General features: G+C 69.7%; 27 protein-coding genes and 1 tRNA gene. 13 read left to right on the top strand and 15 right to left on the bottom strand.

From position 1 onward, the window contains the following. Positions 1-6: 6 nt before the first annotated feature. From ACZ7L5_RS16580 to ACZ7L5_RS16545, 8 genes are all read right to left on the bottom strand, one after another. Entirely contained in the window at positions 7-897 is an 891-nt protein-coding gene (locus ACZ7L5_RS16580; RefSeq protein ID WP_471517262.1) for a carbohydrate ABC transporter permease, read from the bottom strand. Continuing rightward, on the bottom strand, positions 894-1,871 hold the full coding sequence (locus tag ACZ7L5_RS16575) for a carbohydrate ABC transporter permease (RefSeq protein ID WP_471517261.1): 978 nt from the start codon (positions 1,869-1,871) through the stop codon (positions 894-896). Before ACZ7L5_RS16575 ends, ACZ7L5_RS16580 begins: the two co-directional genes overlap by 4 nt. A 5-nt stretch (positions 1,872-1,876) precedes the next feature. Next, on the bottom strand, positions 1,877-3,190 hold the full coding sequence (locus tag ACZ7L5_RS16570; protein WP_471517259.1) for an ABC transporter substrate-binding protein: 1,314 nt from the start codon (positions 3,188-3,190) through the stop codon (positions 1,877-1,879). 258 nt (positions 3,191-3,448) lie between these two features. Beyond that, positions 3,449-5,185, bottom strand: a complete 1,737-nt coding sequence (locus ACZ7L5_RS16565) for a copper resistance CopC/CopD family protein (protein WP_471517257.1) — start codon at positions 5,183-5,185, stop codon at positions 3,449-3,451. Positions 5,186-5,467: 282 nt separating this feature from the next. Continuing rightward, the gene (locus ACZ7L5_RS16560; RefSeq protein WP_471517255.1) at positions 5,468-6,241 is read right to left on the bottom strand and encodes an SDR family NAD(P)-dependent oxidoreductase; all 774 of its coding nucleotides are present in this window, start codon (positions 6,239-6,241) and stop codon (positions 5,468-5,470) included. After that, on the bottom strand, positions 6,238-6,711 hold the full coding sequence (locus ACZ7L5_RS16555) for a cupin domain-containing protein (RefSeq protein ID WP_363041856.1): 474 nt from the start codon (positions 6,709-6,711) through the stop codon (positions 6,238-6,240). Before ACZ7L5_RS16555 ends, ACZ7L5_RS16560 begins: the two co-directional genes overlap by 4 nt. Continuing rightward, positions 6,708-7,307: a GNAT family N-acetyltransferase gene (locus ACZ7L5_RS16550; protein WP_471517252.1), complete on the bottom strand. Its 600-nt coding sequence runs from the start codon at positions 7,305-7,307 to the stop codon at positions 6,708-6,710. The genes ACZ7L5_RS16555 and ACZ7L5_RS16550 overlap by 4 nt, the downstream gene beginning before the upstream one ends. Then, positions 7,300-9,504 (bottom strand): penicillin acylase family protein, encoded by a 2,205-nt coding sequence (locus ACZ7L5_RS16545; RefSeq protein ID WP_471517250.1) that lies wholly within the window; start codon positions 9,502-9,504, stop codon positions 7,300-7,302. The genes ACZ7L5_RS16550 and ACZ7L5_RS16545 overlap by 8 nt, the downstream gene beginning before the upstream one ends. 77 nt (positions 9,505-9,581) lie before the next feature. On the opposite strand from ACZ7L5_RS16545, the gene ACZ7L5_RS16540 reads away from it, so the two are divergent. The 5 genes from ACZ7L5_RS16540 (at position 9,582) to ACZ7L5_RS16520 (ending at position 12,356) form a co-directional block, all read left to right on the top strand. Next, positions 9,582-10,301 carry a siderophore-interacting protein gene (locus ACZ7L5_RS16540; protein WP_471517248.1) on the top strand — a complete coding sequence of 240 codons (720 nt, stop codon included), beginning with the start codon at positions 9,582-9,584 and terminating at the stop codon, positions 10,299-10,301. 77 nt (positions 10,302-10,378) lie between these two features. Then, complete coding sequence (locus ACZ7L5_RS16535) at positions 10,379-10,972, top strand: HhH-GPD-type base excision DNA repair protein (RefSeq protein WP_471517246.1); 594 nt, start codon at positions 10,379-10,381, stop codon at positions 10,970-10,972. 100 nt (positions 10,973-11,072) lie between these two features. Then, a complete protein-coding gene (locus ACZ7L5_RS16530; protein ID WP_471517244.1) occupies positions 11,073-11,744 on the top strand; it encodes an HdeD family acid-resistance protein in 672 nt (223 codons plus the stop codon). Positions 11,745-11,830: 86 nt separating this feature from the next. Further along, on the top strand, positions 11,831-12,172 hold the full coding sequence (locus ACZ7L5_RS16525) for a hypothetical protein (RefSeq protein WP_471517242.1): 342 nt from the start codon (positions 11,831-11,833) through the stop codon (positions 12,170-12,172). 58 nt (positions 12,173-12,230) lie between these two features. Then, on the top strand, positions 12,231-12,356 hold the full coding sequence (locus tag ACZ7L5_RS16520) for a hypothetical protein (RefSeq protein ID WP_328880642.1): 126 nt from the start codon (positions 12,231-12,233) through the stop codon (positions 12,354-12,356). A gap of 49 nt (positions 12,357-12,405) precedes the next feature. Here the strand turns inward: ACZ7L5_RS16520 and ACZ7L5_RS16515 are convergent, their stop codons facing one another. Beyond that, positions 12,406-14,052, bottom strand: a complete 1,647-nt coding sequence (locus ACZ7L5_RS16515; protein WP_471517240.1) for a helicase HerA-like domain-containing protein — start codon at positions 14,050-14,052, stop codon at positions 12,406-12,408. A gap of 193 nt (positions 14,053-14,245) precedes the next feature. Between ACZ7L5_RS16515 and ACZ7L5_RS16510 the strand changes: the two genes are divergently transcribed. Continuing rightward, entirely contained in the window at positions 14,246-14,542 is a 297-nt protein-coding gene (locus tag ACZ7L5_RS16510; protein WP_003999914.1) for a type II toxin-antitoxin system VapB family antitoxin, read from the top strand. 136 nt (positions 14,543-14,678) lie between these two features. Further along, positions 14,679-15,290, top strand: a complete 612-nt coding sequence (locus ACZ7L5_RS16505) for a LytR C-terminal domain-containing protein (RefSeq protein ID WP_471517370.1) — start codon at positions 14,679-14,681, stop codon at positions 15,288-15,290. 51 nt (positions 15,291-15,341) lie between these two features. Here the strand turns inward: ACZ7L5_RS16505 and upp are convergent, their stop codons facing one another. Continuing rightward, positions 15,342-15,977, bottom strand: coding sequence for a uracil phosphoribosyltransferase (gene upp / locus ACZ7L5_RS16500; RefSeq protein ID WP_328880640.1), 636 nt, complete (start codon positions 15,975-15,977; stop codon positions 15,342-15,344). Between the two features lie 138 nt (positions 15,978-16,115). Here upp and ACZ7L5_RS16495 point away from each other — a divergent pair, with 138 nt between their 5' ends. The 6 genes from ACZ7L5_RS16495 to ACZ7L5_RS16470 all read left to right on the top strand — a co-directional run bounded on the left by ACZ7L5_RS16495 (position 16,116) and on the right by ACZ7L5_RS16470 (position 19,811). Then, on the top strand, positions 16,116-16,301 hold the full coding sequence (locus tag ACZ7L5_RS16495) for a hypothetical protein (RefSeq protein ID WP_328880639.1): 186 nt from the start codon (positions 16,116-16,118) through the stop codon (positions 16,299-16,301). Between the two features lie 315 nt (positions 16,302-16,616). After that, positions 16,617-17,147 carry a tRNA adenosine deaminase-associated protein gene (locus ACZ7L5_RS16490; RefSeq protein WP_328884398.1) on the top strand — a complete coding sequence of 177 codons (531 nt, stop codon included), beginning with the start codon at positions 16,617-16,619 and terminating at the stop codon, positions 17,145-17,147. Positions 17,148-17,257: 110 nt separating this feature from the next. Continuing rightward, the gene (tadA, locus tag ACZ7L5_RS16485) at positions 17,258-17,689 is read left to right on the top strand and encodes a tRNA adenosine(34) deaminase TadA (protein WP_328884397.1); all 432 of its coding nucleotides are present in this window, start codon (positions 17,258-17,260) and stop codon (positions 17,687-17,689) included. A 59-nt stretch (positions 17,690-17,748) separates the two neighbouring features. Beyond that, positions 17,749-17,833: transfer RNA gene (locus ACZ7L5_RS16480), tRNA-Ser, on the top strand. A 599-nt stretch (positions 17,834-18,432) separates the two neighbouring features. Then, positions 18,433-19,176 carry a hypothetical protein gene (locus tag ACZ7L5_RS16475; RefSeq protein ID WP_471517237.1) on the top strand — a complete coding sequence of 248 codons (744 nt, stop codon included), beginning with the start codon at positions 18,433-18,435 and terminating at the stop codon, positions 19,174-19,176. Between the two features lie 53 nt (positions 19,177-19,229). Next, on the top strand, positions 19,230-19,811 hold the full coding sequence (locus ACZ7L5_RS16470) for an RNA polymerase sigma factor (RefSeq protein WP_471517235.1): 582 nt from the start codon (positions 19,230-19,232) through the stop codon (positions 19,809-19,811). 95 nt (positions 19,812-19,906) lie between these two features. Here ACZ7L5_RS16470 and ACZ7L5_RS16465 read toward each other — a convergent pair whose 3' ends face one another. The 5 genes from ACZ7L5_RS16465 to ACZ7L5_RS16445 all read right to left on the bottom strand — a co-directional run bounded on the left by ACZ7L5_RS16465 (position 19,907) and on the right by ACZ7L5_RS16445 (position 24,104). Further along, positions 19,907-21,136 (bottom strand): tyrosine-type recombinase/integrase, encoded by a 1,230-nt coding sequence (locus tag ACZ7L5_RS16465; RefSeq protein WP_471517233.1) that lies wholly within the window; start codon positions 21,134-21,136, stop codon positions 19,907-19,909. Positions 21,137-21,213: 77 nt separating this feature from the next. Then, positions 21,214-21,447 carry an excisionase family DNA-binding protein gene (locus ACZ7L5_RS16460; protein ID WP_471517231.1) on the bottom strand — a complete coding sequence of 78 codons (234 nt, stop codon included), beginning with the start codon at positions 21,445-21,447 and terminating at the stop codon, positions 21,214-21,216. 178 nt (positions 21,448-21,625) lie between these two features. Continuing rightward, positions 21,626-22,774 carry a DUF3631 domain-containing protein gene (locus ACZ7L5_RS16455; protein WP_471517229.1) on the bottom strand — a complete coding sequence of 383 codons (1,149 nt, stop codon included), beginning with the start codon at positions 22,772-22,774 and terminating at the stop codon, positions 21,626-21,628. Continuing rightward, a complete protein-coding gene (locus ACZ7L5_RS16450) occupies positions 22,771-23,199 on the bottom strand; it encodes a hypothetical protein (RefSeq protein WP_471517227.1) in 429 nt (142 codons plus the stop codon). The genes ACZ7L5_RS16455 and ACZ7L5_RS16450 overlap by 4 nt, the downstream gene beginning before the upstream one ends. After that, positions 23,196-24,104 carry a bifunctional DNA primase/polymerase gene (locus tag ACZ7L5_RS16445; protein ID WP_471517225.1) on the bottom strand — a complete coding sequence of 303 codons (909 nt, stop codon included), beginning with the start codon at positions 24,102-24,104 and terminating at the stop codon, positions 23,196-23,198. Before ACZ7L5_RS16445 ends, ACZ7L5_RS16450 begins: the two co-directional genes overlap by 4 nt. Positions 24,105-24,113 lie beyond the last annotated feature (9 nt).

The raw sequence follows: 24,113 nt of genomic DNA, 5'->3' as shown, positions 1-24,113 counted from the left end.
GGGCCGTCAGCCCTTGTTGGCGCCCAGCGTCAGACCGCTGACGAACTGCCGCTGGAGCACGAAGTACACGATCAGCGTGGGGATCGCGGTGAGCAGAGCGCCTGCGGCGACCAGGTTCGGGTCCGTGAAGTACGCGCCGGTGAGGTTGTTCAGCGCCGAGGTGATCGGCATGTTCTCGCCGGTCGAGATCAGGACGAGGGCCCAGAAGAAGTCGTTGTAGATCCAGATGGACAACAGCGTCGCCAGGGCCGCCATCGCCGGGCGGCACAGCGGCAGCACGATCTGCCAGTACTGCCGCCACACCGAGGCTCCGTCGACCAGCGCGGCCTCGGTCAGCTCGTGCGGCAGCGAGCGCATGTAGTTGCTGAGCACGAAGGCGCAGAAGCCCGACTGGAACGCGACATGAATCAACACCAGGCCGAGCGCGGAGTCGTAGAGCTTGCCGCTCATCGTGATGCCGGGCAGGTCGATCAGCAGGTACAGCCGGTACAGCGGGGTGATGATGACCTGCTGCGGCAGCAGGTTGCCCGCCGTGAAGACCAGCAGCAGCGCCAGGTTGATGCGGAAGTCGAAGCGGCTCACGTAGAAGGCGACCATCGAGGACAGGAACAACGTCACCAGCGCCGCCGGCACGGCGATGATCATGGTGTTGACGAAGTAGTGGCTCATGTCCGACTGCGTGAAGGCATTCGTGAAGTTGTCGAAGCTCAGCGTGTCCGGCCAGGACACGTATCCCTTCTCGCTCGTCTCCGAGTACGGCCGCAGCGCCGCATAGATCGCCCAGGCCAGCGGCGCGAGCCAGGCCAGCGCCGCGCCGGCGAGGAAGACGTGCAGCAGGATCCGGGCGGGGCGGACGGGGGCGCGCTTCTTGCCGAGCGCGAGGGTGCCGGTGCTCATGCGCGCCGCTCCTTCCGGAAGGTGGCCACCAGGTAGGGAATGATCACGACGAGGGAGATCAGCAGCAGGACCACCGCGATCGCGGAGCCGTATCCGATGCGGCTGGACTCGCCGATGATGTTGTTGGTGACCAGGATCGAGAGCAGCTCGGTGCCCTCGGCGCCCTTGTTGAAGACGAAGACCAGGTCGAAGGCGCGCAGGGCCTCGATGATGGTGACGACCAGGACGACGGTGTTGGTGGGGCGCAGCGTCGGGAAGATGACGTTCCTGAACGTCTGCCACTCGCCCGCCCCGTCGAGCGCGGACGCCTCCCGCAGGGACGGGTCGACGCCCTTCAGGCCGGCCAGGTACAGGATCATCATGTAGCCGGTGTGGCGCCAGGACGCGGCGACGAGGATCGCCCAGAGGTTGAGGTCCGGGTCGCCGATCCAGTCGATGTACTTGCCGGGCTCGTTGGCCCCGATGATGCTGTTGATCAGGCCGGTGTCGGGGTTGTAGATCAGCTGCCAGACAAAGCCGATGACGGCCATCGACAGCACGACCGGCAGGAAGAACGCGGTCTGGTACACCCTGCTGAACCGGATCTTCTTGTCCAGCTGCACGGCCAGGAACAGGCCGAGCGGGGTCGGGATCGCGATCAGGACGACGAACCAGATGACGTTGTGCTGGACGGCGGGCCAGAACTGCGGGTTCTGCTCGAATAGTTCCTTGAAATTCTGCAGCCCGACCCACTGGATCGAGTCGAAGCCGATCCCGTCCCAGGTGGTGAAGGCCAGCGCGATCGAGGCCAGCGCGGTGACCCAGACGAGCGCGATGTGCAGGACGGTCGGCAGGCCCGCCATCAGCCCGAGGGTGAGCCGGTCGCGGCGGGTCAGCAGACGGCGGTGCCCGTGGGGCACCTTCTTGGCGGGGGCAGCGCCCGGAGGCGGCACGGCGGCCGCCTCCGGGATCTCCTTGGTGGTTTCTGTGGTCATGTCGATCAGCCGGACGCGAAGATCGTCTTCTTCTGGCGCTCGATCGAGGACAGCAGGCTGTCCACGCCCTCGGGGTCGCGGATGAACTTCTGCAGCGCGGGCTGCATCACGGTCGACGTGAAGTCGGGGCGGCTGTCACGGTCCATGAACTGGGTCAGGGACTTGGCGCCGGCGATCATGTCGTACGCCTTCTTCTGCAGCGCCGTGTACGAGGAGGTGTCGGCCTTGGTGGAGGCGTGGACCGAGCTCGGGTCGGACTTGAGATAGACGGTCTCGGCCTCCGGCGTGCCCAGGAACTCCAGCAGCTTGACGGCCTCGGCCTTGTTCTTCGGGCTCTTGCTCATTATGAAGCCGTCGGTCGGCGCCTCGACGGTGTCCTGCCCGAACTGCGGGTCGATCTCCGGGAACGCGAAGAAGTCGAGGTCGTCCAGGGCGGCCTTGTCGGTGAACTGCTGGGCCACGAAGGTGCCGAGCAGATACATGCCGGCCTTCTTCGAGGCGAGCGTCTGGGCCGCGTCCTGCCAGGTACGGCCGACGGCGCCCTCCTGGTGGTACGGGAGGATCTCGGTCCACAGGTCGAAGACCTTGCGCACCTTGGCGTCGGTCCAGGAGGCCTTGCCGCCCATCAGGTCGACGTGGAAGTCGTAGCCGTTCTGGCGGAAGTTGATCTGGTCGAAGGTGCCGAGCGCGGGCCAGGCGTCCTTGTCGCCGAAGGCGATCGGGACCAGCTTGTCCTTCTGCATCTGCTTGCACAGCGCCACGAAGTCGTTCCAGGTGGTGGGGACTTCGTAGCCGTTCTCCCGGAAGACGCTCTTCCGGTAGAAGATCGCCCACGGGTACGTGTACAGCGGCACGAAGTAGTACTTGCCGTCCTCGCCCTTGCTGAGCTTCTTCATCGCGTCGGGGAAGTTGCCCCCGATGGTCTGCCACACGTCGTCGATCGGGGTGGCGAGGCCCTTGGCCGCGAAGAACTGCATCCGGTAGCCGGCGAACCAGGTGAACACGTCGTCCGGCGTGCCCTGGAGGTAGGAGTTGATCTGCTCCTGGAAGGTGTTGGAGTCCTTGGTGTTCACGTCGACCGTGATGCCGGACTTCTTCTTGTAGGCCGCGTAGATGTCCGCGAACGCCTTCTTCGGCACGGCGTCGGACGCCTTGGAGCCGAGGGTGACGGTCTTCGGGTCGCTCGCCGTACCGCTGCCGCCGCAGGCGCTGAGCAGCGGAATGCCCGCGCCGAGTACGGCGGCGCCGCCTATGCCGCGCAGCAGGGTGCGACGACTCGGCGAGGGCAGTGAGAGACCGGAGGGGGAGAAGTGCTGCATCTACGGCTCCTGAGGGCAGGGTTCGATCATGAGGGTGGGACGCGTCGAAGTCCGTCGTAACCGATCAGAAATCAACTTGACCGAACACGATGGCGCAATAACAGCCGTATGTCCGGTCATGCGTCAAGGGATGTCGATCGACGTTTCGGAAACGTGACCGACATCTCGGATCGACGTTCAACACTGCGTTGAGGGCAGGGAACCGAAGAGGTGGAGCGAGAGGGGAAGCGAGATGGGTGAGGGACTGGCGGACGGTGACTAGCGGACGGTCACGGTCCTGGTCTCGCTCACCTGGTCGACCTCCGACGTCCGCACGGTCACCTTCATCTCCCACTTCCCGGCGAGGGGCAGGTTGAGGAAGCTGTTGCCCCAGTAGCCGCCCTTGTCGGCGACTCCGGCGTCGATGGGACCGACGTCCTTGGCCGGGAGGGTGAAGGAGACGCGCAGTTCGGGGACGGTGGCGACGCCGCCGTCGGGGCCGAAGACGATGGCCTCGATGGAGTTGTCGCCGACCCGGCCCGGGTCGAGGGTGATCTGCACCTTGCCGTGGCCCCCTTGGGTGCCGACGTCGAAGGGGACCACGGTCACGGAGGCGCCGATCACCGCGGGCGACTCCGCCGCCGCCTCGGCCTGCGCGCGGCCGGGCAGGGTGCTGGTGAGGATCGTGGTGACCGCCAGCACCGCGGCACCGACGGCGACCTCGGCCAGGACGGAACGGCGCAGCGCCCGGCGCTGCGGGTCGGTCGACGGCGGTACGTCGGCCTGCGGCGCCTCGGGCAGCGCGGGCGGCCCGCCGACAGGCTCGGGAACCCGTTCGCGCTCCTTCTCCGCCACGACCGCCGGCGCGTCGGCCGTCGCCAGCCGCGCCGTCCAGCGCCGGGACACGGCCGCCGCCGCGAGCAGCAGAGCCACCGCGACGAGCTTGAGGACGAGGAGCCTGCCGTACGTCGTGCCGGTGAGCGCGTCCCAGGAGCCGAGGCCGCGCCAGGACTGATAGACGCCGGTGACGACCAGGACGGTCACGGAGGCGAACGCGAGGCGGGAGAAGCGGGTGACCGCGGCCGGGGTCAGGCGGGCGCGGTACAGCGTCGCGAGCAGCGCCGCGAGACCGCCCATCCACACCGCCGTGGCCAGCAGGTGCAGCGCCGAGGACGTCATCGCCACGGGCACCTGGATGCCCGCGGAGGCGTGCTCGCCGGCGGCCCAGGTCACGGCGAGGCCGACGGCGAGGGCGGCGCCCGCCCAGCCGTAGGGCTTACGGCGCCCGGTGAGCCGTACGAGGTAGACGGCGGCGACGGCCAGGAGGCCCAGCCGGGCCAGCAGGACCGCGCCCGGGCGGCTCGTCAGGGTGCGGGAGAGGGAGTCGACGCTCAGGGCTCCCAGGGGGCCCTCGCCCGTCTCGTACGGGGCACGCAGCACCAGCAGGGCGAGGGTGGCCGCGAGGAGGGTCCACCAGGCCGCCCTCAGGAGCTTGAGGAGCACCGGGGCGTCCGGTGGGCGGCAGACCGCCATGAAGGTCGCGGCGCCGATGAGCAGGGCGGCGGCGAGGTAGGCCAGATAGCGGGCGATGTTGTAGAGGCTCTCGGTCGCCGGGTCCTCGGCGGGCCCGGTGTCCACGGTGGCCGTCGTCAGGGACGGCTTCCCGACGGAGAACGTGAACGCCCCGGACACCGGGTGACTGTCGGCCGACACCACCCGCCACGCCACCGTGTACGTGCCCTCGGCCAGCTTCGCGGGCAGCGTCACCCGGGCACTGTCACCGCCGTCCGAGCCGTGCTCCGGCTCACCCGTGCGCAGCCGGCGGCCCTCGGGGTCCAGCACGCGGAAGGAGTCGTCGAGCAGGCCGACGGACTCCGTGAAGGTCAGAGTGAGGTGACGGGGGGCCGACTTGAGGACGCTTCCGTCCTCGGGGTCGGTGGCGCGCAGGGCGGCGTGGGCCGACGCGGGGGTGGTGCCGCCGAGGAGGAACAGGACCAGCAGGGTGCCGAGCAGCACCAGCCGTTGAACTCCTCGCCGCCCCTGGATTCGGCGCCGCGCTCGTCGTCGGTCATCGCACCCCACGTATGTCACATCTCCGTCGTCGGACTCGAGGCCTCAGAGGAATGTACGTACACGAAGGCCTGCGGGCTCAGCGCGGCCGGCAACGGTTTTGTCCGCACGAGTGGGAAGCGGAGGCCGGGGTCGGCCATGCGATTGGCCGGGCAAGTGACGGGCAGCGACATTCCGCCGATACCGGACGCGGAGTGGCTGGCACCAGACGGGCCGCCGGGCGGCTCCTCACCACGTCGGCCGAGCCGACACCCCGCCGTCCACCACCAGGTCATGCCCGGTGACCCAGGACGCCAGCCCCGACGCCAGGAACACACACGCGTCCCCCACGTCCTCCGGACGCCCCAGTCGCCCCGTCGGCGCCGCCCGCTCCCACCGCCGCACCCCCTCCGGCCACGCCTCCTGAAGCCCTTCCCGGTGGATCAGCCCGGGCGAGACCGTGTTGACGCGGATGCCGAAGGGGCCGTACTCCAGGGCGGCCGAACGGGCGTGCATCACAACTGCCGCCTTGGCGGCGCAGTAGTGGGCGTGCAGGGGCGCCGGATGCGTCGCCTCGATGGAGGCGATGTGGGTCACCGAGCCGCCGCCCTCCTGCCTGCGCATCACCTCGGCCGCGGCCTGCGTACACGCGAACACGCTCGACAGATCGGTGTCCACGACCGCCCGCCACTCCGCCAGGGTCATGCCCGCCAGTTCCCGCGTCGGTTGTACGCCCGCGTTGTTGACCAGCGCGGTCAGTCGCCCGTCACCCCAGTCGGCGGCCTCCCGCACGACGCGTCGGCAGACGTCCTCCTCGGCCAGGTCCCCCCGCACGACGAGCGCCCGCCCACCCGACTCCCGGATACGGGACGCCACTTCCCCCGCCGCCTCCACCGCCGTACGGCAATGCAGGACGACCGCCGCCCCCTCCTGCGCGAACCGCATGGCGATCCCGCGCCCGATACCGCCACCCGCACCCGTGACGAGGGCGACCTGTCCTTCGAGGAGTCCGCGTCCAGTCATGGACGGCACAGTGCCGCGATTCGCGCGGCCTCGGAGGGATAGCGCGCCGTCAGCTCCGCCAGGTCGCCGTGCTCGTAGCCCTCGTAGGTGAAACCGGGCGCCATCGTGCAGCCGAAGAAGGACCAGGAACCGCCCGTCGCCACCCGCGCCCCCATCCAGGTCCCGGCGGGAACGGTGAGCTGGATGTGCCCGCCCCGCAGGACGTCGGGGCCGAGCACGGCGGTGCGTGATGTGCCGTCGGGGGCGAGGAGCAGCAGTTCCAGCGGGTCTCCCAGATAGAAGTGCCAGACCTCGTCGGACGGCAGACGGTGCAGGGCCGAGAAGTCGTCCGCGGTGAGCAGGACGACTATCGCGGTCCCCTGCGGCCGTCCGTCGGGCAGCTCGGGCCCCGCCCAGGTCTGCCGGAACAGCCCGCCCTCGCGCGGGATCGGCTCCAGTGAGTAGTGCGCGACGAGGTCTTCGGGGGTCACGCCCGGAAGGCTACCTCCCGGGTCAGAAACGCGAGTTGGGCCTTCTTCTCCGGGATGTACACGTCCGGGAGGTCGACCTCCGGCAGCACGACCGCCGGGCCGGCCGCGAAGCCCTGCCTGAGGAAGCGGGCGACGGCCTTTTCATTGGCTACATCCGGGTCGACGACCACCCGTCGGCGGTCCAGGGTGCCGAAGACGTACGACGCGACGACGGCCAGCAGCGCCGAGGTCCAGCCGGGCCGCGCGCCCCCGGGACCTGCGGGCGCCAGCAACAGGTGGATGCCGATGTCGCCCGGAAGGACCTCGTAGCACTCGCTGACCCGGTCCGCCTCCGGCTCGTACGTCTGGAGCACCGCCACCGGGTCCCCGTCCAGTGCCACGAGGAAGGCGTGGTGGGTGTCGAGGGTGTCCATGTGGGCGTAGATCCCGGCCACCTGGTCCCTGGTCAGGCCGTTCATGCCCCAGAAGGAGGCCCGTTCCTGGCTGACCCAGCCGTGCAGGAGGTCGGCGTCGGCGTGCGGGGCGAGGGGGCGGATGCGGACGGTGCCGAATCCGTCCACGGCCTGCTGGTGGACTACTGCGGACGGCTCAGGCATCGGATTCCTTCTCGAACTCGGTGAAATCGGTGACGACCGGGACCAGATCTCCCCCGACCCACAGGGGGATCTGGTCGCGGTGGTGGGGCGAGGCGGGGATGCCGGACGCGCCGAGCGGGACCACCCAGCGGCTCGCCTCGCGGTCGGCCAGGTCCCAGACGTAGCGGGCGGCGGGGCCGCGCGCGCTCAGGTCGGTGAGGCCGGGCACGGCGGAGGTGCACAGCACGCAGTCGTGGTCGCCGGAGAGGCCGGGTCCGTCGTACGGGCCGGTGGGGAGCGCCCGCCACGGGGCGAGGCGGTGGGTGTCGCCCCAGGTGCCGGTGAGCTGCCCGGCGGTCGCGGCGGCCACTTCCTCGACCGCCTCGCGGACGATCTCGGCGCGGTCGATGTCGTACAACTCCTCGGCGCGCAGCAGGTGTTCGAGGGCGAAGCCGACGCGCGGGAGCAGGGCCAGCCAGGGGAGGAGGACCTCCGGGTAGGCGGGCGGGGCGGACAGCGCGGCGAAGGCCGGGTGCGCGGCGAGTCGCCGTACGACCGCACCGCGCACCGCCGCGTACCCGGCCGCGGCCACGCTGTCCGCGTCCATGCGGCGGTCCCAGGCGAGGAGGGTCCGGCGGATGCGGGCAGCCTCGGGGGTGAGGGTTTCGAGGGCGCGGAGCACCCCCAACAAGGGTTCCGCGGAGGCGAGTTGGGTGTCCATGTGGATCGCCGGCATGTCGGCGGCCGACCAGTGGTCCTGCTCGCCCAGCAGGACCGTGATGCGGTCGGCGCGATGGGGCGGGGCGAACTCGACGCCCAGGGGTGCGGCGAGGCCGCGCTGGTTGGCCATGGCGGCGACGCCGTCGGTGAGGCCGCCGCGGGGCGTCTCGTGCCAGCCGCGCCAGTCGTGGCCGGGCTGCCAGGCGGGCACGAGCCGGGTGCGGTTGGCCTCGGAACGCACCGGCACCTTCCCGGCGACGCGGTGCAGCAGGCCGCCCTCGGTGTCGGCGGCCTGGACGACGTTGACGGGCTCGGCCCACAGGTCGACGGCCCGGTCGACGTCGGTGACGCTGCGGGCGCGGAGGAGGGGAAGGAGGGCGCTGAAGCCGAGGTCGGCAGTGACGCGAGGCGGGTAGCGGAGGGTGACGGCGAGGGGGCCGTCGGCCAGGACGTGCCCAGCGGAGAAACCTTCCTGCAACCCCTCGGACAGCCCTTCCCGCGACCCCCCGGCCAACCCCTCGGACAGCCCCTGCGGCACCCCCTCGGACAGCCCCTCCGGCACCCCCTCGGGCAACCCTTCCGGCCCCCCGATGATCACCGGCCCCCGCTCCGTCTCGATCACCTCGACCTCGACCGGCTCCTCCCCCGCGACCGCCACGACCTCGGTGTGCCGCACCGCCCGCCGCCAGACCCCGTCCGGGTCCAGGGCCTCCACGCCCGCTCCGGTGCGCCGCAGCCGCTCCCGGTACAGGTCCTGGTAGTCGGCCATGGCGTTGGTGATGGCCCAGGCGACCGTGCCGGTGTGGCCGAAGTGGGCGATGCCGGGGACGCCGGGGACGGCGAGGCCGATGACGTCGAACTCGGGGCAGGAGAGGTGGATCTGCTGGTAGACCCCGGGCTCCTCGATGAAGCGGTGCGGGTCGCCGGCGATGATCGCGTGTCCGGTGACGGTCCGCTCCCCGCTCACCAGCCAGCCGTTGCTGCCGGAGCTCGCGGGTCCGTCGGCGGCGAACAGCCCGACCGCGTCGGCGCCGAGATGCCGTACGACCTGCTCACGCCAGAGCTTGGCCGGGAAGCCGGCGAAGAGGATGTGGATGCCGAGCCAGATGCCGAGCGGGGTCCAGGGTTCCCAGCGGCCGGGGGCGAGCCCTGCCTGCGCGAACTCCGGGCTGCGGCGGGCGCCTTCGGCCAGGGACTCGTTGACCCCGTCGACGTACGCCCGCACCCACTCCGACGTCTCCGGGTCCCGTCTCTCCAACGCGTCGAAACAACGTCTCGCCGTGTCGTCGAGTCGGGCCCGTCTGACGAACCGGTCCCAGGGCAGGGCCTCGGCGCCGAGGAAGGACGCGGACGTGCCCTGGGACCGGTGCCGCTCCACCTCCAGCTGCCAGGCCCGGTCCAGGGCGGTGACGCGGCCCTGTACCCGGGCGAGTTCTCTCGCTCCGTCGGCGCGGAGATGCGGTATGCCCCAGGCATCACGGAAGATCTCGCCGGTCACCTGTGCCCCTCCTTTGCTTTAGGTTAGGCTTCCCTAAGTTATTGGTGCGGGAATGGTACTTGAAGGGTGAAGAAGCCATGGGGCAGGGGCACGGCTGGGAGGGCGCGGTCCTGAAGCTGCTGCGCGCCAAGGACTTCGTGTTCACGGTGACGGGGGCCGAGGACGTGACGCCGCAGTACCGCCGCGTCCACCTCGAGGACGGCGGCATGCTCGCGGTGACCGGCGTCCATCCCACGATGTGGGTCCGTCTGTGGTTCGACAACGCGGGCAAGCCGCACCAGCGCGCGTACACCCTGGTCGACGCCGACCCGGAGGCCGGCACCTTCAGCCTGGAGTTCGCCCTCCACGAGGGGTGCGCGAGCGACTGGGCGCGGGCGGCGCAGCCCGGCGACACGATCGAGGCGACCGTCCACGGCACGGACTTCGCCCAACCCGACCCGGCCCCCTCCCACGTCTTCGCCATCGCGGACACCGCCTCCCTCCCCGCCCTCAACTCCCTCCTCTCGGCCCTGGACTCCGCGCCGGCGACGGTGTGGTTCGAGGGCGAGCGGGACGGCCTGCCCTTCCGGACGGCCGAGGCCCGGCACGACGTACGGACCCTGCCCAGGCGCGACGCCGGGGCCCACCTGGTCACCCAGGTGAAGGAGGCCCTGCCCGACCTCCTCAAGGGCACCGCGGAGCCGTACGTCTGGATCGCCTGCGACACGGCGACGACCCGCGCACTGACCTCCTACGTCCGCAAGGAACTGGGCCTGCCGAAGCAGCGGGTGAACGCGCTGGGGTACTGGCGCCCCTGACCGGGCAGGGACGCGGACCCCTTGCGCGTCCCTGCCCCCGCGCGCGTCCGGTCGGCGTGCGCGGGATGATCGGGGTCATGGACGTCACCCTGCATCTCGCCCAGGACCCCGAGGCCGACGCACTCCTCGGCCGCAGCCCGCTCGCCGCGCTGGTCGGCATGCTGCTGGACCAGCAGGTTCCGATGGAGTGGGCGTTCAAGGGGCCCCGCACGATCGCGGACCGGCTCGGCGCGGACGACCTCGACGCGCACGACATCGCGGCCCAGGACCCCGACGCCTTCGTGGCCCTGCTGTCCGAGAAACCGGCCGTGCACCGCTACCCGGGCTCCATGGCCAAGCGGATCCAGCAGCTGTGCCAGTACCTCGTCGAGCACTACGACGGGGAGGCCGAGCTCGTCTGGAAGGGAGTCGCCGACGGACGTGAACTGCTGCGCCGCCTGGAGGACCTGCCCGGCTTCGGCAAGCAGAAGGCCCAGATCTTCCTCGCCCTCCTCGGCAAGCAGCTGGGCGTACGCCCCGCGGGCTGGCAGGAGGCCGCGGGCTCCTACGGCGAGCCGCAGGCCTTCCGCTCCGTCGCCGACATCACGGGCCCCGAGTCCCTGACCAAGGTGCGCGCGCACAAGCAGGAGATGAAGGCGGCGGCCAAGGCGGCGAAGGCGGCGCGGAAGTAGGCGGCGCGACAGCAGCCTCCGGCCACGGCGAGCGGCCGGCCGTCAGCCGACTGGACCGCCCCGAATGGCGGGCGGAACGGGGACGTTCCCAGCATGGAGCATGACCGAGTCACCGGGTGGCCCCCTCGGGGGCCGGGACTATGACGACCGGCGGGTTCATGCGGGGCATCCGCCCGGGGCGGGGGCGGCGCGGGAGGCCGAGCCCGCCTTCGAGGGGCCCCTGCACGTCCTGTCCCGGGCCGCCTGGCAGGTCGTGCTGGGCACCGGGGTCTGCTCGCTGGTGCTGGGCATCCTGGTCCTGGTCTGGCCGGGTGCCCCGCTCTTCGCCTCCGGGGTCCTCTTCGGCCTCTACCTCCTGATCAGCGGCGTCTTCCAGCTGGTCTCCGCGTTCGGCACGCACCGGACGACCTCGCTGCGGGTGCTGGCCTTCGTCAGCGGCACCGTGTCGGTCCTCCTCGGTCTGTTCTGCTTCCGCCGCCCGATGCAGTCGATCCTGCTGCTCGCCCTGTGGATCGGCATCGGCTGGCTCTTCCGCGGCGTCACCCAGACCCTGGCCGCGGCCTCCGACAAGTCCATGCCTGCCCGCGGCTGGCAGATCTTCCTCGGCGTCGTCACCGTCGTCGGCGGAATCGTGCTGATCGACTCCCCGATCGAGTCGGTCACCGTGCTGATGCTGCTCGGCGGGTGCTGGCTGGTGGCGGTCGGTGTCGTCGAGATCGTCATCGGAATCCGGATGCGCAAGCGGGCGCGCCAGGTCCCGCACGAGCTGTGAGAGGCGCCCCGGATCAGTACGCCGTGCGGGCGTATCTCACCCCGAACGGGATGAACGCCGTACGGCACCCGGGGAGATGACCTTCCGTGAGTACCGCGAGTACCGCACGCCGCCACTCGCGCAGCCGCGCCTGGCTGCGGGTCCTCGTGCTGCTGCTCGCGCTGCTGGTGCCGGGCGCGCACGCTCAGGCACACGCCCTGCCCGTCGTGGCGGGCGCCTTGGGCGAGGTCGCCGAGCACGACGTCCTCGACACGGCTCTGCGGCCGGCGGCCCGCGGCGACCGGCGCAGCGCCGTACGCCCGGCACCGTCGGGTACCGACCCGCAGCCGAAGCCCGCGCGATGCGTCCGGGCGGGCCTGACGCCTGCCGCGCCGCCACGGCCGCCGTATCTCACGCACGTCCTGCGCACTGTGGTCCTGCGCTGCTGACAGACCCCCGCGACGAGGTCAGTCAGTACGGCAACAAGGAGCCACAAGGAGCACAGCCATGCCCACCGACCACTACGCCGTCCTGCGCGCCCTGCTGCGCGCGGAATCCGTACGCAACACGCCGAAGCCGCAGCCGCAGAAGGAGAAGCCGCAGCACGCCCCGAAGGAACGGGGGCGCGGCTGACACGGGCGCGGCGGAGGCGGGCCCCCACCGGGTCCACCGGTCTGCGGGGCTACCGCCTCCGCCGCGCCGTGCCGAAGACCGACCGGGTGATCTCCCGCCCGATCTGCGAACCGAGCGACCGGGCGAGGGACTTGAACATGCCGCTCCCGACGACCTGCTCGACGACGGAGGGCTGCTCCTTCTGCTCACCCCGCTCCTCCCGCTCCTGCTGCCGGCCCCTGCGCTCCCCGGCCGCCGTGGCCTCGCGCATCTCGTCCGGACCCTTCGCGCCGCGGGACGACTGGAGCCGCTCGTACGCCGACTCCCTGTCCACAGCCTGTGCATACCGCCCGTACAGCGCGGACGCCGTCACCGCCCGCTCCAGCGCGCCGGCCTCGACCGGCCCCATCAGCGACTCGGGGGCCCGCAGCCGCGTCGCGGCGACCGGCGTCGGGGCGCCCTTCTCGCTGAGCACCGTCACCACGGCCTCGCCGGTGCCGAGGCCGGTGAGGAGTTCCTCCAGGTCGTACGCCGAGTTGGGGAAGGTCTTCACCGTGGCCTTGAGCGCCTTCTGATCGTCCGGCGTGAAGGCGCGCAGTGCGTGCTGGATGCGGTTGCCGAGCTGGCCGAGCACATCGGCGGGGACGTCCTTCGGCGTCTGCGTCACGAAGAAGACGCCGACCCCTTTCGAGCGAATCAGCCGCACGGTCTGCGCGATCGAGTCCAGGAAGGCCTCGGACGCGTCGTCGAACAGCAGATGCGCCTCGTCGAAGAAGAACACCAGCTTCGGCTTGTCGGCGTCCCCGACCTCGGGCAGGTCGTGGAAGAGGTCCGCGAGCAGCCACATCAGGAACGTCGAGAACAGCTGCGGTCTGTCCTGGACGGCGGCCAGTTCGAGGACCGACACGACGCCCCGCCCGTCGGGTGCCGTCCGCAGGAACTCGCTCGTGTCGAACTCCGGCTCCCCGAAGAAGTCCGCCATGCCCTGCGCCTCGAAGGCGGTCAGGGAGCGCAGGATCACCCCGGCGGTGGCGGTCGAGAGCCCGCCGATGTTCCTGAGCTCCCCCTTGCCCTCGTCCGAGGTGAGGAAGGCGACGACCGCCCTGAGGTCCTTGAGGTCGACCAGCTCCAGGCCCTTGGTGTCGGCGTAGTGGAAGATCAGGCCGAGGGACTGCTCCTGGGTCTGGTTGAGCCGGAGCACCTTGGAGAGCAGGACCGGACCGAAGCTGGTGACCGTGGCCCGTACGGGAATGCCGTGGCCGATGCCCCCGAGGGCGTAGAACTCGGCGGGGAAGCCGGTCGCCGCCCACTCCTGGTGGACCTCGGCGGCACGCGAGCGCACCTTGTCGTTCGCCTGGCCCGGCGCCGCGACCCCGGACAGGTCGCCCTTGATGTCCGCCAGGAACACCGGCACACCCTGCGCGGACAGCTGCTCGGCGATCAGCTGGAGCGTCTTGGTCTTGCCGGTGCCGGTGGCGCCCGCGACCAGGCCGTGCCGGTTCAGCATGGGCAACGGCACCCGGACCTGTGCGTCGGGCAGGCACCGGCCGTCCCAGAGCAGGGCGCCCAGATCGAGGGCGGGGCCGCCGAAGGCATACCCGGCGGCGATCTCCAGGGCCTCCTGCGGCAGCGCGGCGGCCGTGCCCCGCGTCTCGGCGGCCCCGGCCGACGACACGGTCCCCGGCCCGCCTTTGGCCCTGCTCTCTCGCTCGCTCATGCCAGACCTCCGCCCACTGAAATTTCCGACGTACCCCCGTTCGGAGCAACCCGTCGCACCACCCCGCCTGCCCGTCGATCTGGCCGTCGCCGTCTCGATCTTTGCCGATTCATTCCGTTTGCCCCGGCTTTTCCAGCGTCGCACTGCGCCGCCATGGCTGCGCCCGGAAGGTCTTGACCGGTAGGCTTTCCGTGTGATCTTCAAGCGCATCGGAAACGGCCGGCCGTACCCCGACCACGGCCGGGAAAGCACCCGGCAGTGGGCGGACGTCGCGCCGCGCCCGGTCCGCCTCGATCAGCTCGTGACGACCAAGGGCCAGCTCGATCTGGAAACCCTGCTCGCCGAGGACTCGACGTTCTACGGCGACCTCTTCGCGCACGTCGTGAAGTGGCAGGGCGACCTGTATCTGGAGGACGGCCTGCACCGCGCGGTGCGCGCGGCGCTCCAGCAGCGCCAGGTGCTGCACGCGCGCGTCCTCGAACTGGACTGAACCCGGGCCGGCCCACTCCCGGGCGCCACTTGTTGGCCCTTTCGGGTTGGACCGGGCGGTATCGAATGATCATCTAGTAGGCATTGCCGCTCGGGCGCACTACGCTGCGCCCATGAGCATGCTGACTCCCCCGGGCATGGGCGGCCAGTACCGGATCAAGGGGGACAAGTACCCGCGAATGCGCCGTCCTCGGCGGCGCGGCAGGCTCGTCGTCCTCACCGTCGCCTCGGCCGCCGTACTAGGCATGATCGGCTGGGGCACTCTGCAGCTCATCGATGTCTTCACCGACGGCGGAAAGGCCTCGGCGGCCGGTCCGAAGGCCGACTGCGGGTCCCGGGCCACACCCTCGGCCACCGCCCCGGCGGCCCTGCCCAAGCCGGGCGGGATCACCGTCAACGTCTTCAACGCCACGACCCGCAGCGGCCTCGCCAAGCAGACCGCGGACGAGCTGAAGAAGCGCGGCTTCAAGATCGGCGACGTGGGCAACGCGGCCAAGGAGTTCGACAAGAAGGTCAAGGGCACCGGGGTACTACTCGGCCCGTCGTCGTCCCTGGACACCGCGCTGCCCGTCCTCGGCACCCAGCTCGGCACCGCAGAGCGCCGCACCGACGCCGCGCGCAAGGGCCCGGCCGTCGACCTGATCATCGGCAACGGCTTCAAGGAGCTCGCGAAGAAGGCGGACGCCGACAAGGCGCTGGCCGCGCTGGCCAACCCCGATCCGACGCCCACCGGCAAGAAGAGCTGCTGAGGGAAAGCAGGGCCACTCAGCCTCGCGGAGCCCGTTCGGCAGCCCGTAGGGCTACTCGGCGGCGCCGTACAGGCGGTCCCCTGCGTCCCCGAGCCCCGGCACGATGTACCCGTGCTCGTTGAGGTGGTCGTCGACGGCGGCCGTCACGACCGTCACCGGAGTGCCCGCCAGCTCGCGTTCCATGAGCTCGACGCCCTCGGGGGCGGCCAGCAGCACCACGGCCGTGACGTCGTCGGCGCCGCGCTTGATGAGCTCCTGGATCGCCGCGACCAGCGTGCCGCCGGTGGCGAGCATCGGGTCCAGGACGTAGACCTGACGGCCCGAGAGGTCCTCCGGCATGCGCGTGGCGTACGTGGAGGCCTGGAGCGTCTCCTCGTTGCGGATCATGCCCAGGAAGCCCACCTCGGCGGTCGGCAGCAGCCGGACCATGCCGTCCAGCATGCCGAGGCCGGCGCGCAGGATCGGCACCACGAGGGGGCGCGGGTAGGAGAGCTTGACGCCGGTGGTGTCGGTGACCGGGGTCGTGATGTCGACCGCTTCGGTGCGCACGTCCCGCGTGGCCTCGTAGGCGAGCAGGGTGACCAGCTCGTCGGCGAGCCGGCGGAAGGTCGCGGAGTCGGTGCGCTGGTCGCGCAGCGCGGTGAGCTTGTGGGCGACCAGGGGGTGGTCGACGACGTGGAGACGCATGTCCACAACAGTAACCGGGCCCGGTATGCCGAGCGTCCTCACACGCAGCAACCCCAGGGCCATCACTTAACCCTTGTGCTGGCATCAAACCGCCCGTCGGAGGGAAAGTGGGAGGGACGTACCGGGGGTGGTGTGCCTATGCCTGACCGTGAGTCCCCGGCGGACACCGCGCAGGAGGAAGCCGACTCCGCGCGCCGTCGCCGCCGGGCACAGTTCCTGCGGGAGCTCGCCGAGGCCCGCGCGCTGCGGGACCGTGTCCAGCCACGCCGCGCCAAGGCGGCCCGGCTGCGCCACGCCATGCGCATGCGAACGTTCCGCTGGTAGGGCGAGGCACCCGGGAAGATCCGTACCCTTCGGGGGCGTTGAGGCGGTGGGCGTGCGTGGACACCTGGAAAAGCCGCGTACGATCCGCACGTGGCGGCAACGAGTGTGCTGGTGAGTCCTTCACGGACGCGCTCGCGGACCCCCTCGGGACGACGCGATCAAAACTGCCGGACACAGGGAGCCGAAGACGTCCCCTGAACGCATTGTTTCTGCCACGATTCCGAGTGGGTGGGCTCGGAGCACAGCTCTCCCCGCCCCCAACCTCCGCCGGGGGGACCCCCAACCGGCACGCCTATGACCAGTGGGAGAGTCACGGTGTACTTCGCCGCACTGCTCGCGCGCACCGAAGACGGGTGGGAAGCGAGCGACACAGAGCTCGACGATGTGGAGACCCTGTCGGATCTGGCCGAACTGGCCCGTGAAGCCTCGCCCGAGGACGACACGGTGCTGGTGCTCATCGAGCAGGAGGACGCCTGGTTCGGCGTCGTCCGCATCGACGGCGAGGACGACCCGCGTATCTACGTCTCGGACGCCGCCGCCGCTGCCCGCAGCAGCTACGGCGAGATCCTGCTCACCGACGAACTGCTCGGCAGGGAGCCCGGCGACGACAGCGCCGACCTGGACTCCCTCGACCTCGACGGCACGGAGGAGCCCGACGGCGACTCCGACGACGACGAGGAGGGCGGCGGCGCGGACGCCGTCCCGCACAGCCCCGTCGGCGACAGCGAGATCCTCGACGACCTCGGCGTCGGCATGAAGGAACTCAAGGCCCTGGACGCCGAGGACGCGCTGGGCGCCATCGCCGAGGCGCTGGGCGCCTCGGAGGTGCTGGAGACCGTCCGCTGACCTCGTTCGACCCGGGGTCGGCACCAGAGGGGCCCGAGGTGGCTGAGGTGCCTGAGGTGCCTGAGGAATCCGAAGTGCCCGACCCCCTACGCGACCGCTGGCGGGCCGCGATGCGGCTCGCCCTGGACCAGGCCGAACGGGCCGTCCGGGGCGGGGACGTCCCCGTCGGCGCCGTCGTGCTGTCCGCCGACGGCACGACCGTGCTGGGAGTCGGCCACAACGAGCGCGAGGCGACCGGCGATCCGACCGCCCACGCGGAGGTCCTGGCGATCCGCAGGGCCGCCGCACAGGTCGGCCGATGGCGGCTGTCCGACTGCACGCTCGTCGTCACGCTGGAGCCCTGCACGATGTGCGCGGGCGCCATCGTGCAGTCCCGGGTCGACCGGGTCGTCTACGGCGCCCGGGACGAGAAGGCCGGCGCGGCGGGCTCCCTGTGGGACGTCGTGCGCGACCGGCGGCTCAATCACCGGCCCGAGGTGATCGAGGGCGTGCTCGCCGAGGAGTGCGCCCGGCTGCTCACGGACTTCTTCCGGGATCGGTGATCCGAGCTCGGCGAATACCGATTTCAGAGCAGGCCGGGAGGTGCTGTAAGGTCTCCCTCGGTAGCGTGTCCGAGCGGCCGAAGGAGCTCGCCTCGAAAGCGAGTGTGGCGCAAGTCACCGAGGGTTCAAATCCCTCCGCTACCGCAGATAGAAGAGGGGCCCCGTTCAGACGGGGCCCCTCTTCTCGTGATTCCGTCTCAGTTTCCGTCTCACTTGCGGCTCTACACCCCTCCTGGCCGCGTCAGGAACCAAGGAGTACACGCCGACTCCAGGAAAAATACCCGCAATCGGACGAAACGCCCGTCATGGACACGTTCAGAGTGGCGCGGATCACAGGATAGACCTCCGGGGTGTGATGTTCGGATTTGAACATTACGCAGAGCGGAATGTTTGACACGCTCAGTAAGCCCCTGACCTGCGTGAAGCCCGCCGCTTCCACCCTTCCCGGAGCTTCCACGGCGGGCCCCACTTCGACGCAGCTGAAATACGTCGCACTCGTTTATCGCGCAGCCTCGCCCTTGTGCGGACAAGTTGTGACTGGCGTCACATTTCGAGGTTGGACACCGCTCTGACCTGTGAGCAAGATAGTGGGCGTTCGATGCGTGCGGTCCTTCCCGAGTACCACCGCCACACGCGTGCGAACACCGGGCGATGCAAGGCCAGGAGACCTGCCAACACCCGAAGGCCGGGGCCCCACTTCGAAGCAGCTGAACTGCAACACGTCGCGCAGAAAGATCATGACGATGAGCGGAAGCGACAAGGCGAAGAAGCCTGTCGGTAAGACCAAGCGCCCCACCAAGAAAACCGCCGAAGGCGGCAAGCCGGCTCAGACCCCGACCAACGGCTCGCGGCAGAAGTCGGTGGACACGCAGAACCTGCCCATCCCTGGGCCTCGCGTGCCTGTCGAGGCCGCGGGGCCTCTCTTGCCGGTTCCTCTCGACGTCCAGGACCTGTCCGCAGACGGGGATGCGGCGCCCCTCGTCCCGTTGGGCAGGTCCCGACTGGTCCTCCGGGCTGCCAGCGCGATCATGACTGGTGGCCAGCTGATCCCGGCCGCCGAGTCTCTAGAGCCGGGCCTGCGAGCAGCCGTACTGGTCCTCCTTGTGCTTGACGTGACCTTCGAGGTCACCGCAAGCATCGGGAAGCGCATTGCAGACATCTTCCGATGCGTTCGGCTCAACCGTGCGTCAGCCACGCGGATCCAGCGAGACAAGGTCAGCGTCTCGGTGAACGCGGTCATCACGACCTTGCCGAAGCGGCGCAAGCTCAGGCTTTCGGGTCGACTGGCGAGTGCCACCCTGATCGCCAGCCAGTGGTACGAGGGCTTGCAGGCCGTGCACACCGAAACGCTGATCTTCGCCGGCGTGATCCTCGTTGTCGACATCATCACCGAGATTGGTGGAAGGGTGAGCGAGAAGATGTCACGCTGGATGGAAAAGGCTGTCCCCTTCCGCTACCCCGGCAAGGACTCGGGTTCCGAGGAATAATGCCTCCTCCTTACGTTAGGTCAGACCCCTCCGCGCCCACAGGCGCGGGGGGGATGTCCCCTGTCTCCGATCCCCAGACAGAGCCGGATCCTCAGACCGAAGCGTTTCGCCTTTTCTACGAAAAGAACTACGAAAATTTCGTGCGCTTCGCAGCGCGACAGTTGCGCGACACAGAGTACGTCGAAGATATCGTCTCCGAAGTCTTCATCACTCTGTGGTCGAAGTGGGACACAATTGGGGGGGGCGATACCGAAAGGCTGATGTACGGGTACGGTGTCGCCAAAAATAGATGCATCGACGCGTACCGTCGTGATCAACGAGCTCAAGCCTATATATCGAAGTATCACGAAGGGGCAGATCCACCGGACGAAACCGAACGAGGAACGGTCGAGTCGGCGGAGAAAGTAGCGGTTAGCAACATTCAGGCAGACACGCTATACAAATCGATGTACTCAGCCCTAAGCGACCGCGAGCGAGAAGTAATCCTATTGTATTCCTCGGGCTACAGGACGAACGAAATCGCAAAGCGTTTGGGCACCACTGCGGCAACGGTTCGCACATACATCCTCCGATCGCGAAAGAAGTTGCAGCGCTCTCTCGCTCGGACCAACCCGGACGTTTTGCAGTATCGATGATATTCCTTCTCGATCCCTGAAAGGTAAAGGGCGACCCTCCACAGGTCGCCCTTTACCTTTTCCTAGCCAGTTGCACCACCGTTATCGCTGCTATTTCAGGTAGCGTTTCCGATATCCCAAATGAGCCCGTCAACCTGTCGAGCGACGTCACTGCGGACGGAGTCCACCATGTGCTGGTACCGCGCGGCCATGGCCGTGGTCGACCACCCCATGAGACCCATAACGGCCCGCTCGGAGACCCCGAGAATCAGCAGGACCGTGGCGGCGGTGTGCCGAGCATCGTGCAGCCGGCCGTCCCGCACCTTCGCGTCTTCGAGCAGTCCCTTCCAGTCGTCGTAGTCCGTACGCGGTGACGTGCCCCTACCGGTTTGCGTCGCGAACAGCCACCCTTCGTCAGCCCAGTCGTCCCCGGCCTCCGCGCGTTCGGCGTCCTGCTTGGTCCCGTGGATCCTGAGCAGATCCACAAGCTGTGCGGGGAGGCCAACCGCGCGCCGGCCCGCGCGGGACTTGGTGTCAGCCGTCTCGGGATTCGTCCGCTGACGCTGTGGGCAGTAGCCAGCCTTTCGGCCGCAAGAGTCCCCGCACCCGTGGGCGTAGCGCGGGCGACGGCGACTCCTGCGGACCATCAGAACGCCCCGCTCCAAATCGACGTCGGCCCACTTGAGGCCGAGCGCCTCCCCCTGCCGGAGGCCGAGCGCGAGCGCCACGGCCCATCGTGCGGAGTTCCGGCGGTTGTCCGCAGTCTGCAAGAGCCGCTGCACCTCCTCCACGGTGTACGGCTCCACCTCCTCTTCCCGGACGCGGGGGGCCTTGGCAAGTTGGACGGGGTTACGTCCCAGGTGGCCGCGACGTACCGCCTCGTTCAGCGCGGTGCGGAAGGTTCGGTGAATCTGGTGGATCGTCCCCGCCTTGCGGCCATCAGCCTGCATGCTCCCGTAGAAGCGCTCGATGTGTTCGGGTCGGAGCTTGTCGAGCCGGTGGGCACCGAGGGCGGGAATCAGGTGCTTTCGTACGGCCACGCCGTAGCCGACCATGGTGTTCTCGTTCACCGCGAGAGGCGCGATGGTCTCGACCCAGTGGGTCAACCACGTCTTGACCGTCCACGGCTTGCCCGGTTTGGCAAGGGTCTTGGCGTCGCGCTGTTTCTCCAGTTCACGTACGGCCGCCGTCACTTCGGCGCGGGTCTTGCGTTCGACATGACGACGATCGGGCCGACCGTCGTCGCGGATGCCGACGGTCACACGGCCGTGCCACTTTCCGTCACGGCCCTGGTAGATGGATGATCGGCCGTTGGGCTGCCGGGTGCGCTTCTTCTCTTCCGCCACGGGCGGACTCCTTCGGGTGAAAGCGAAACGGCCGGAGCGCCACCCCAAGGCGGGGTGACGCTCCGGTGAGGGACGGGCTAGGCCGCGCGCTGTTCGGCGCGGCGGCGTGCGAGATAGGCAGCCGGTGCATCAGCGGGAACGCGTCGGAGCCCGCCGACCATCAGGGATTCCAGTTCCCCCGATCGGATCAGGGCGAAGCACGTGGTCCGACCGACGCGAAGGCAATAGGCGGCCTCTTCAACAGTCAGGAGAACGGGGGCAGGGCCGTCGACCTCAAGGCGCCTGGCGGTCTCCACGCTGGCGATGCTCATGCGGGGTCTCCTCGGGGCAGTCCTTCGGGGGGTACCTCTGAGGGCCGCTACTTCCGCTACCTCCGCTACCTCGCAGGTCAGGGGCCTGTTCGGGGTAGCGGAAGGGGTAGCGGTAGCGGATGGGTAGCGGCGCGGTAGCGGCAACCGAGGCCGGTTGCCGCTACCGCGTTGTTGCTGGTCAGGCCAGGTTTTCGGTGCCCGGTAGCGGAGGTAGCGGACTTTCCGGGGGTGGGGGGCAGTAGCGCTGCCACGCGTCGTGCAGATCGGCGGCGTAGTACCCCTTGAGCACGCTCCCGGCGGCCTTGATGTTGCGGGAGGCGATGGGCTCGTTGTCGACCGTCATGTACTCCGCGAGCATCCGTCCCAGGCGCCGGTTGTCGAGCGGCTTGCCGTGCAGGTCCGCCCACGGGGCGTCGTCCAAGGCGTTGAGCCGGTCCAGGATCGCGACCGTGGGCAAGCGGTCGATGCCGACCATGACGTGATCACGCAGGTCGGTCAGCAGGCGGATGCCGATGCTGCCCTTGTCGTTGGCCTTGGAGGCGGTCACGAGCGTCACGCACGCTTCCCGCGCCCGTACGGGCCAGTCGCCGCCGGCCGCGTCGGCGATTGTGATCAGGGGTTCCCACACGTCCGCCGGGCGGTCGGTGACGCCGTCGGGCAGCTCGGGGAAAACGTCCGTGACCTGCTCTTGTACGGTCTCGGCCCACTTGGCGAGCCGGTCGCGGAGCTGGTTGCCCTCCCGTACGTGAATGCGGATGCGGAACTGTTCGATGCGTTCGTTGCGGGCCCGGCGGCGCATGCGGATGATGACCGCGCGGGTCATGATCGTGTCGGGCAGGTTGCCGAGTCCGGCGACGGCGAGTGCGCAGTATGAGGGGAAGCCCTGTACTTGCTGGTTGGCTCCGTCTCCGACGCACCGGTACATCTCCCGACCGCGTGTGTGGCCTGCGTTGATGAACCCCCGGAGTTGTTCGTTCTCTCCGGCTTTGGGCCCGAAGACGGTGTCGATCTCGTCGAAGAGGATCGTCGGCCGGCCGCCGTCGATGCCGGACACGGACCGAAAGAGGGCGGCGGCGGATGCGTCCACAGCCGCCATTGAGTTCGGCACGAGCGTTTCGACGACTTCCAGCGCCCGTGACTTGCCCGACCCGGGCTCGGGAGAGAGGAACGCGAGCCGGGGTGTGGAGTCGAAGGCGTCGAGCAGGTGGGCGTGCGCGTCCCACAGCGTGACGGCGACGTAGGCGGCTTCGTGGGGGAAGACGTTGAAGCGGCGGTGGAAGGCTTCCACCTCGTTGAGCAGCGTGGCCCCGTCGATGACGTCGGTCATGCGGCGGCCCTCCCTTCCATGGACGCGTTGGGTGTGCCGGTGCAGCCGGATGTGTGGGCGGCGTACTCGTGGACCAGGGCGGCCACGGAGTCCTGACCCCGGGCGCGGCCGGTCTGCCCGCAGGGGCAGGCGTAGGCGGCGTTGGGGGTACCTCCCGGGCGCTTGGACCAGCGGGCTCCGTCGTAGTGGTGCCGGTAGACCGGTGGGGCGTAGATGCGGATGCCGGGCCGCTCCGGTGTCGGGTCGACGCCGGGGCGGATGTCGCTGGTTCGGAAGCCCTTAGAGCGAAGGGCAGTTACGACGCCCTTGCGGGCGGCGCCTTTCGGCTCGCCCACAGCCGTCTGGCCTGCGGCCGGTTCGGCGGCGCGCGGGCCGTCCGGGGTGGAGGCGATGCTCTTCAGAGGGGGATGTGGGCGGGTGCTCATGCCGTGTCCCGCCTGCCGGCCTGGTTGTGGGCGATGGACCAGTTCAGTGCGCTGCGGAGGGTCGAGCGGCACTCGGACGCGGACAGTCCGGCCGCCTCGCCCCCCTCCTGAAGAGCGTGCTCGACCACGTGCCGGGGGAGGTCGCCCCACGCGACGAACCGTCCCAGGGCGCGTGCGGCGCGGAACAACTTCCCTTCCCGATCGCCGGGTTGGGCCGTGGCCACGTTCCGTGCCTCATTGGTGAGCGCTACATCCGCATAGCGGCGGGATTGCCCCGCTACGGCCACTGAGGGACTCTGAGGCGCCCTGGGGGCTGGTTGCAGGATGCTATGCAGCCACGAGGGCAGAGGGGTCGCCACAGAGCGGCTCAGGGCTTCGTAGTCTCCGGCGGGGGTGACGCTGCCCGCCGCGACGACGTAGCCGCCCCATGCGCGGGTGTCGACCAACTCCCCAATGGTGCGGGCCGTGTTGGTCAGCCGGAGACGGCGGGGGGCGGTGAAGTACAGGTGCTCTCCGCCGCTCGGGGTCCGCACCCGGTAGGTGGTGGGGACGGTGTACCCGGCGCGCTCGCAGAGCGCCTCAAAGTTTGCCGCGCCGCTAGGCGCGTCCGAACTGCCCCTGTGCTTCGGCATGTCGAGGTCGACCACGACCAGCCCGGACGGGCCCGTGGCGATCCCGACGTTGTAGGGGGTGTGCCACCAGGTGGCGCGGATGCGGTCGGGGTCCCGGGTGGCGCGCTGCTCCCACTTCAGGTGCCCGCCGGCGCAGTCGCCGGTGTGGGTGCAGGTGCTATCGCCGTGCAGGGCGGGCCGCTTGTCGCCGGGGCGCAGAGGGAAGACGTACCAGCCGCGTTCGGCCGCATCTAGGGCGGCGCGGAGCAGTGCGGATCGAGGATCGTGGGTCATGCTGGATGT

It is taken from the genome of Streptomyces sp. NPDC107528, assembly GCF_055639295.1.
This window is presented reverse-complemented; position numbering and strand designations above follow the sequence as displayed.